The sequence below is a fragment of the Spongiibacter sp. genome, from assembly GCF_041602295.1.
GTDB lineage: Bacteria > Pseudomonadota > Gammaproteobacteria > Pseudomonadales > Spongiibacteraceae > Spongiibacter.
In genome coordinates this window covers 21493-27653 of record NZ_JBFIGO010000034.1, presented here as the reverse complement: position 1 = coordinate 27653, position 6161 = coordinate 21493, and the positions used below count along the sequence as shown (strand labels likewise).

At 61.3% G+C, this 6161-nt stretch carries 6 protein-coding genes; 3 read left to right on the top strand and 3 right to left on the bottom strand.

Annotated elements, in window-relative coordinates; all coding sequences use genetic code 11:
* The first annotated feature begins 46 nt into the window (after positions 1 to 46).
* Positions 47 to 1237 (top strand): class I SAM-dependent rRNA methyltransferase, encoded by a 1191-nt coding sequence (locus ABYM29_RS07895; RefSeq protein WP_372864185.1) that lies wholly within the window; start codon positions 47 to 49, stop codon positions 1235 to 1237.
* Positions 1238 to 1253: 16 nt separating this feature from the next.
* On the opposite strand, the gene ABYM29_RS07890 is transcribed toward ABYM29_RS07895, so the two are convergent.
* From ABYM29_RS07890 to arsS, 3 genes are read right to left on the bottom strand one after another with little or no spacing between them, the layout of a single operon-like run.
* The gene (locus tag ABYM29_RS07890) at positions 1254 to 2291 is read right to left on the bottom strand and encodes an NADP(H)-dependent aldo-keto reductase (protein ID WP_372864184.1); all 1038 of its coding nucleotides are present in this window, start codon (positions 2289 to 2291) and stop codon (positions 1254 to 1256) included.
* Positions 2292 to 2309: 18 nt separating this feature from the next.
* Positions 2310 to 3353: a methyltransferase domain-containing protein gene (locus tag ABYM29_RS07885; RefSeq protein WP_372864183.1), complete on the bottom strand. Its 1044-nt coding sequence runs from the start codon at positions 3351 to 3353 to the stop codon at positions 2310 to 2312.
* Between the two features lie 26 nt (positions 3354 to 3379).
* Positions 3380 to 4336 carry an arsenosugar biosynthesis radical SAM (seleno)protein ArsS gene (gene arsS / locus ABYM29_RS07880; protein ID WP_372864182.1) on the bottom strand — a complete coding sequence of 319 codons (957 nt, stop codon included), beginning with the start codon at positions 4334 to 4336 and terminating at the stop codon, positions 3380 to 3382.
* Positions 4337 to 4580: 244 nt separating this feature from the next.
* On the opposite strand from arsS, the gene purE reads away from it, so the two are divergent.
* Both purE and purK read left to right on the top strand, forming a co-directional pair.
* Positions 4581 to 5072: a 5-(carboxyamino)imidazole ribonucleotide mutase gene (gene purE / locus ABYM29_RS07875; protein ID WP_372864181.1), complete on the top strand. Its 492-nt coding sequence runs from the start codon at positions 4581 to 4583 to the stop codon at positions 5070 to 5072.
* Positions 5072 to 6139 (top strand): 5-(carboxyamino)imidazole ribonucleotide synthase, encoded by a 1068-nt coding sequence (purK, locus tag ABYM29_RS07870; RefSeq protein ID WP_372864180.1) that lies wholly within the window; start codon positions 5072 to 5074, stop codon positions 6137 to 6139. The genes purE and purK overlap by 1 nt, the downstream gene beginning before the upstream one ends.
* The last annotated feature ends 22 nt before the right edge of the window (positions 6140 to 6161 follow it).

The window sequence follows — 6161 nt, the reverse complement described above, 5'->3', positions numbered from 1 at the left end:
CAATCCCCGATAATGCCGCCTTATCGCCACCAGCCGAGATGTCAGCATGAGCCTGCCCACCCTGCGCCTAGCCAAAAACGAAGAACGCCGCCTGCGCGGCGGGCACCTGTGGATTTACAGCAACGAGGTCGACAAACAGGCCACCCCGCTAAAGAGTTTTGAGGTCGGCCAGCAGGTTGTGGTGGAGTCTGCCCAGGGCAAGGCACTGGGCGTGGCCTATATCAACCCGCAGTCGCTGATCTGCGCGCGCCTGCTCAGCGGCGGCCAGCAGGCAGTGGGGCAGAAGCAGATCGAGCAGCGTATCAGCCAGGCCCTGGCGCTGCGCGAGCAGCTGTTCGAACAGCCCTGCTATCGACTGGTCTACGGCGAGAGCGACCTGCTGCCGGGGCTGGTGGTCGACCGTTTTGGCGACCACCTGTCGGTACAGTTCAACACCGCCGGTATGGAAGCGCTGCGCGAGCCGGTATTGGCAGCGCTGAATAAGCTGCTGTCGCCACGCTCAATTTTGCTGCGCAACGACGCCTCGGTGCGCCAGCTCGAAGGCCTGCCCAGCGAAGTGGTCTGCGTACACGGCGAGTCGCCGGAGGATGTCGAGCTGGTGGAAAACGGCGTGCGCTTTCTGGCGCCGCTGAGCAGCGGGCAGAAAACCGGCTGGTTTTACGACCAGCGCCCCAACCGCGCCTGGCTGAAAGACATTGTCAACGGCAAGCGCGTGCTGGACGTGTTCAGCTATGTCGGCAGCTTTGGCGTGCAGGCCGGGGTGTTTGGCGCCCGTGAAATCTGGTGCAATGACGCCTCGGAACTGGCGCTGGAAAAGGCCCACGAAAACGCCGCCCTCAACGGCATTGGCGATCGCTTTAACACCCTGCACGGCGACGCCTTTGCGGCGCTGCGCCAACTGCGCGACGACGGCCAGCGCTTCGACGTGATCATTGTCGACCCGCCGGCCTTTATCAAGCGCAAGAAAGACCAGAAAGAGGGCATTCTCGCCTACCGCCGCATCAATGAATTGGCCATGCGCTTGCTGGAACCCGGCGGCTATCTGCTGTCGGCCTCCTGCTCCATGCATATGCCCCGCGAAGAGCTATTGGATATGGTCCGCGCCGCCTCGCGTCACATTGACCGCCACGCGCAAATTCTCGCCGAAGGCATGCAGGGCGCCGACCACCCGGTACACCCCGCCATTCCGGAAACCCGCTACCTGAAGGCGGTGCTCAGCCGCATTTGCCGCAGCTAAGCGCCGGCGCGGCTGATTACGGCGCCGGATTCGGCTGGGCGATGTGGATCGCTTCGATCTCGGCGAGCAGCTCGTCGCTGAGTGCGATCTCGGCGCTGTCGATATTGCTTTTCAGCTGCGCCAGGGTGGTGGCACCGATAATATTGCTGGTCACAAAGGGCTGGCGATTAATAAAGGCCAGTGCCATTTGCGCAAAATCCAAACCGTGGCGCTCCGCCAGCTGGGCGTATTGCTCGGTGGCCGCCAGCGCCTGTGGGTTGTTGTAGCGCTGGAAGCGCTCAAACAGCGTGATGCGGGCATTTTCCGGGCGCTGGCCGCGGCGATATTTACCACTGAGCATGCCAAATGCCAGGGGTGAATAAGCCAGCAAACCGACGCGCTCGCGAATGGCGATCTCCGCCAGCCCCACCTCGAAGCTGCGATTGAGCAGATTGTAGGGGTTCTGAATACTGACCACGCGCGGCAGCTGATAGCGCTCTGCCATACGCAAAAAGTTCAGTACCCCCCAGGGGGTTTCATTGCTCAGTCCAACCGTTTTTACCTGGCCGCTGGCCACCAGCTCGGCCAGTGTTTTCAACAGCTCGTGCTGATTGCGCTCGACATCGGCGTCATCGTCGCGGTGCTGATAGCCCAGCTTGCCAAAAAAGTTAGTATCGCGATTGGGCCAGTGAATCTGATAGAGGTCGATATAATCGGTCTGCAAGCGCTGCAGATTACCCTCAAAGGCCGTCAGCAGGCGGTCGCGATTCAGCCCGCTGCCGCCGCGAATATGGGCATTGCCCGGGCCGGTGGCCTTGCTGGCCAGCACGATCTCGCCGCGCTTGCCGCTGTGGCGCAACCACTGGCCGAGATACTGCTCGGTGCGCCCCTGGGTCTCTGCGCGCGGCGGCACCGGGTACATTTCCGCGGTATCAAAAAAATTGATGCCCCGCGAAACCGCATAGTCCATCTGCTCAAAGGCCTGCTCAGCGCTGTTCTGCTCGCCCCAGGTCATGGTGCCCAGGCACAGCTGGCTGACCTGCAGCGTGCTGCTGCCCAATTGGCGCTTATTCATTCACGCGTCCTCCACGCTTTAACAACAGGGCAGGGCGCCGTCGTCATCCATAGTGGTAAACGGCAGAGAAACACCGCAGCCCTCGAAAATACCGTAGTGACGGCTGAAGTCGCCGACAAAATCAAAGTGCCGGGCAAAGCGACTTTCGGCCAGCATCCGCCAGCTGTTGCCGCACACCGGGAACACCTTGCCGGCCTCAATAATATGGTGCTTATCGAGCACAAAATGCACCGGCTGCTGGGCAATGCTGCCGCGGTAAACCACCGCCTGACCGTAGTCCTCGCAGTCACTTTCCAGGGTGTCGAGGTTGAACAGCCGATAGGTGGCGGAGAAAAAATCCACCCCCGCCGTACTCGCCGCCACCGCCGGGTCGGTCATTTCCAGCGGCCGGTCTTCCACCAGCCGCGGGTCGCCAAAGCCCTGACGCTTGGCCAACTGAATAAAGTCATTCCAGTACAGCGCGCCGCCCAGACATTCGCCGTACAGCATCGGGTCGCTGCGCATGGCCTCGGGCACCCGGCGGCTGGCATAGACGTCGGAGAAATAAAATTCACCGCCGGGTTTAAGCAGGCGCTTCACCCCGGCGAGCACGGCGTCTTTATCCGGCGACAGGTTGATGACGCAGTTGGACACCACCACATCAAAACTGCCCGGCGCTAAATCCAGCTCATCCAGGCGCTCTATATAACCCTTTATAAAGCGCACATTATCGAAGCCGAATTTCTCGACGTGCCAGGCCTGGGTAGAACGTGCCACCTCAAGCTGCTCGTCGGTCATATCCACACCGACCACCTCACCGCGGGGGCCCACCAGCTGCGCCAGCGCATAGACATCGCGGCCACTACCGCTGCCCAGATCCAATATCCGGCAGCCCTCAAGCTCAGTCGGGCACACCAGGCCACAGCCGTAATAGCGGGACAACACCTCGGGGTGAATCGCCGCCAGCAGAGGCTTCAGCCACTCTGGCATGGCGCTGGCGTCGCAACAGGCACTGGTCTTTAAGTCGTCTGAACTTTGCAGCTGCTTGCCGTAGTAATCTTTAACAATATCGTGACTGCTCATTTCCACTTCCTTATTTTTTATCAACGCTACAGCGCGCCGCCACAGCTGCTGCCCTGCCCCGCCGTGCAGCCAAAACAGTGGCCGGCCACCTTGATCGGCCGGCCGCTTAAATCCTGCTCAAGCAACTGGCGCAAATGCGGGCGCGTCTCGGCGCCGGGCAGCGGCAAGCCGAGCTGCTGGTTAAAGTCGCAATCGTAGAGATAGCCCTGCCAGTCGACACTCACCAGGCTGCGGCACATCACGCCATCGAGGTTGGCCTCACTGTAGCTGTCGCGCAGCAGGCCCATATAATCGTTGAACTGGCCCTTGGAAATCAGCGTCGAGCCAAAGCGCTGAATCGGCATATTGGCCAGCGCGAACAGCTGATTAAAGACAATGCCGAAGTGGCTCATCAACTCGCGCCGATAGTCCTCCTGCAGCGCCTGCTGATTGGGCGGCAGCGACGGCCCCTGCGGGTTGTAAACCAGATTCAGCACCAAGCCACTGCCGGGCTGGCCGTAACCCAATTGATTGAGTTGCTGCAGGGCGGCGATGCTTTTATCGAACACGCCCTCACCGCGCTGGGCATCGACATTGTCCAGCGAATAACAGGGCAGCGAGGCCACCACCTCCACCCGGTGCTCGGCGAGAAATTCCGCCAGGCCTTGCTGGCCGGGCTCAAACAAAATGGTGAGGTTGCAGCGGTCGATCACCTGCACCCCCATCGCCGAGGCCTGCGCCACCAATGGCCGAAAGCCTTCGTGCAGCTCCGGCGCGCCGCCGGTGAGATCCAGCCGTTTGATATTGCGGGCGGCTAACACCTGTGGAATCAACGCCAGATTATCGCTGCTCATCATCTCGGTGCGGGTCGGTCCGGCGTTAACATGGCAATGCAGACAGCGCTGATTGCATTTATAGCCGAGGTTGACCTGCAGGGTATCGAGCTCAGTCCGCTGCAGCGCCGGGAACTCAACCAGCTCTAGCAGAGCGAGAGTATCGTGCATATATTTTCCCGTTATTATCGTTTACCTGCCCTATAGTTTCACAAGCGCGGCCTTTGTTACAAAGCGGCGCGCAAACACCCGCCGTTAGCTAGCCGCAGCGCTGTTTTTTGCCGCGCTGGGTAATATTCCCCCTCTATCACCCGCCGCGCGAGCGCGATTTGTTCAATAAACCACCAATCGGGGCGCGCAGCGACGGCAAATTCATTTATAATGCGCCGTTTTTACGCGACGAGAGCAAAAGCCAATGTCAGCAAAAGTCGCCCTGATCATGGGCTCCAAAAGCGACTGGGACACCATGCGCCCCGCCACCGAGATCATGAGCGAGTTGGGCGTAGACCACCACGTAGAAGTGGTGTCCGCCCACCGCACCCCCGACAAACTGATGAGTTTCGCCGAAACCGCCGTCGACAAGGGTTACTCGGTGATCATCGCCGGCGCCGGCGGCGCCGCCCACTTGCCCGGTATGGTCGCCGCTAAAACCCGCCTGCCGGTGCTCGGTGTTCCCGTACAGAGCCGCGCACTCAGCGGCATGGACAGCCTGCTCTCGATTGTACAAATGCCCAAGGGCATCGCCGTCGGTACCCTCGCCATCGGCACCGCCGGCGCCTTTAACGCCGGCCTGCTGGCCTGCCAAATATTGGCCACCCACGATGCCGAGCTGGCCCAGCGACTGGAGAAGTTCCGCCAGGCGCAAACCGAGTCGGTGCTCGACAATCCGGATCCACGGGAGGCCTAATGCAAACGGTATGGGTACTGGGCGCCGGTCAATTGGGCGCCATGCTTGAGCAGGCCGCCTACCCGCTGGCATTGCGCGTCGAACCAATGGACCCCGACGCGCCAACGCTGCCGGCAATCGGGGACCGCGATATTGTCACCGTAGAGCGCGAGCAGTGGCCGGACACCGCCCTGACCCGCCACCTCAGCGAACACCCCAATTTCGTCAATGCCGATGTATTCTGGCGCATTGCCGATCGCTTTCACCAGAAATCCCTGCTCGACTCCCTCGATGTCGCCACCGCCCCCTGGCGCGCGGTCGAAGATGACAGCCGCGCCGACTGGCTGCACAGTGAGCTGGGCGACGACGTGCTGCTCAAGCGCCGCACCGGCGGCTACGATGGCAAGGGCCAGTACTGGCTGCACCGCGGTCAGGACGGTGACGAAGTCCCCGGCGATTGGCAGGGTGCGGCCATCGCCGAACAGAAAATCCCCTTTATGGAAGAACTGTCGCTGGTGGGCGCCCGCGACAGCAGCGGCAAACAGGTGTTCTACCCGCTCACCCTCAACCTGCATTGCAACGGCATCCTGATGGCCTCGGTAGCACCGCTGCAACGCGTTGAGCATTTACAGGGCCAGGCCGAAGCCATGCTCGGCAAGATCATGGACGCGATGAATTACGTCGGCGTGATGGCCATGGAATGCTTCCGGGTTGGCGACAAATTGATTGTCAACGAGCTGGCGCCGCGGGTGCACAACAGTGGCCACTGGACCCAGGCCGGCGCCTGCGTCAGCCAGTTTGAAATGCACCTTCGCGCCGTTGCCGGCCTGCCAATCAAGGCGCCGGAAGTACGCGGCAACAGCGTGATGATCAATATCATCGGTGTCGAACGCGACACGCGCTGGATGTCTATTCCCGCCACCCAGTGTTATTGGTACGGCAAGGAAGTGCGGCCGGGGCGCAAGTTGGGGCATATCAACGTCAACCACCCAGAACTGGCGGCGGTGCGCGGCGCACTCAACACACTGCGTCAGCAGCTGCCTGCACAGTACGACGAGGTATTTGACTGGGTCGCAGCGCAGCTGTGAGGCCAGCGCTGTGGCGGCCGGC

Excerpts from the sequence above, each read along its gene's own strand:
- arsS (WP_372864182.1), bottom strand. The coding sequence starts at position 4,336 with ATGCACGATACTCTCGCTCTGCTAGAGCTGGTTGAGTTCCCGGCGCTG.
- purE (WP_372864181.1), top strand. The coding sequence starts at position 4,581 with ATGTCAGCAAAAGTCGCCCTGATCATGGGCTCCAAAAGCGACTGGGAC.
- ABYM29_RS07890 (WP_372864184.1), bottom strand. The coding sequence starts at position 2,291 with ATGAATAAGCGCCAATTGGGCAGCAGCACGCTGCAGGTCAGCCAGCTG.
- ABYM29_RS07885 (WP_372864183.1), bottom strand. The coding sequence starts at position 3,353 with ATGAGCAGTCACGATATTGTTAAAGATTACTACGGCAAGCAGCTGCAA.
- purK (WP_372864180.1), top strand. The coding sequence starts at position 5,072 with ATGCAAACGGTATGGGTACTGGGCGCCGGTCAATTGGGCGCCATGCTT.
- ABYM29_RS07895 (WP_372864185.1), top strand. The coding sequence starts at position 47 with ATGAGCCTGCCCACCCTGCGCCTAGCCAAAAACGAAGAACGCCGCCTG.